This is a genomic window from Desulfocurvus sp. DL1XJH-121, from assembly GCF_054819825.1.
In genome coordinates this window covers 1-231 of record NZ_JBTVWW010000225.1, presented here as the reverse complement: position 1 = coordinate 231, position 231 = coordinate 1, and the positions used below count along the sequence as shown (strand labels likewise).

At 69.3% G+C, this 231-nt stretch carries 1 protein-coding gene; it reads left to right on the top strand.

The window, feature by feature from the left end:
* Positions 1-231: hypothetical protein (locus ACYYG1_RS17955; protein ID WP_461211689.1), on the top strand; the 231-nt coding region annotated here is incomplete at both ends.

Here is a 231-nt window from a genome sequence, read left to right as displayed (position 1 = left end):
CGGCCGATCATGCCCACGGGCGTCGCCGCCAGCCGGGCGTGGAGACCGTGGCTGAAGTGGACCTCCCTGACGATCCCCAAGCCGTTCAGCCGGGCGGTTCAGGTCGGCGGCGCCCCGTTCTGGGTGCCTGCGGACCTGACGCGCGAGGAGCGTGAGGTTTACCGCCAGAAGCTGCAGGCCGAGATGGACCGTCTGCTGGCGATTGCGACACGGATTGCAGCCGGTGAGAAG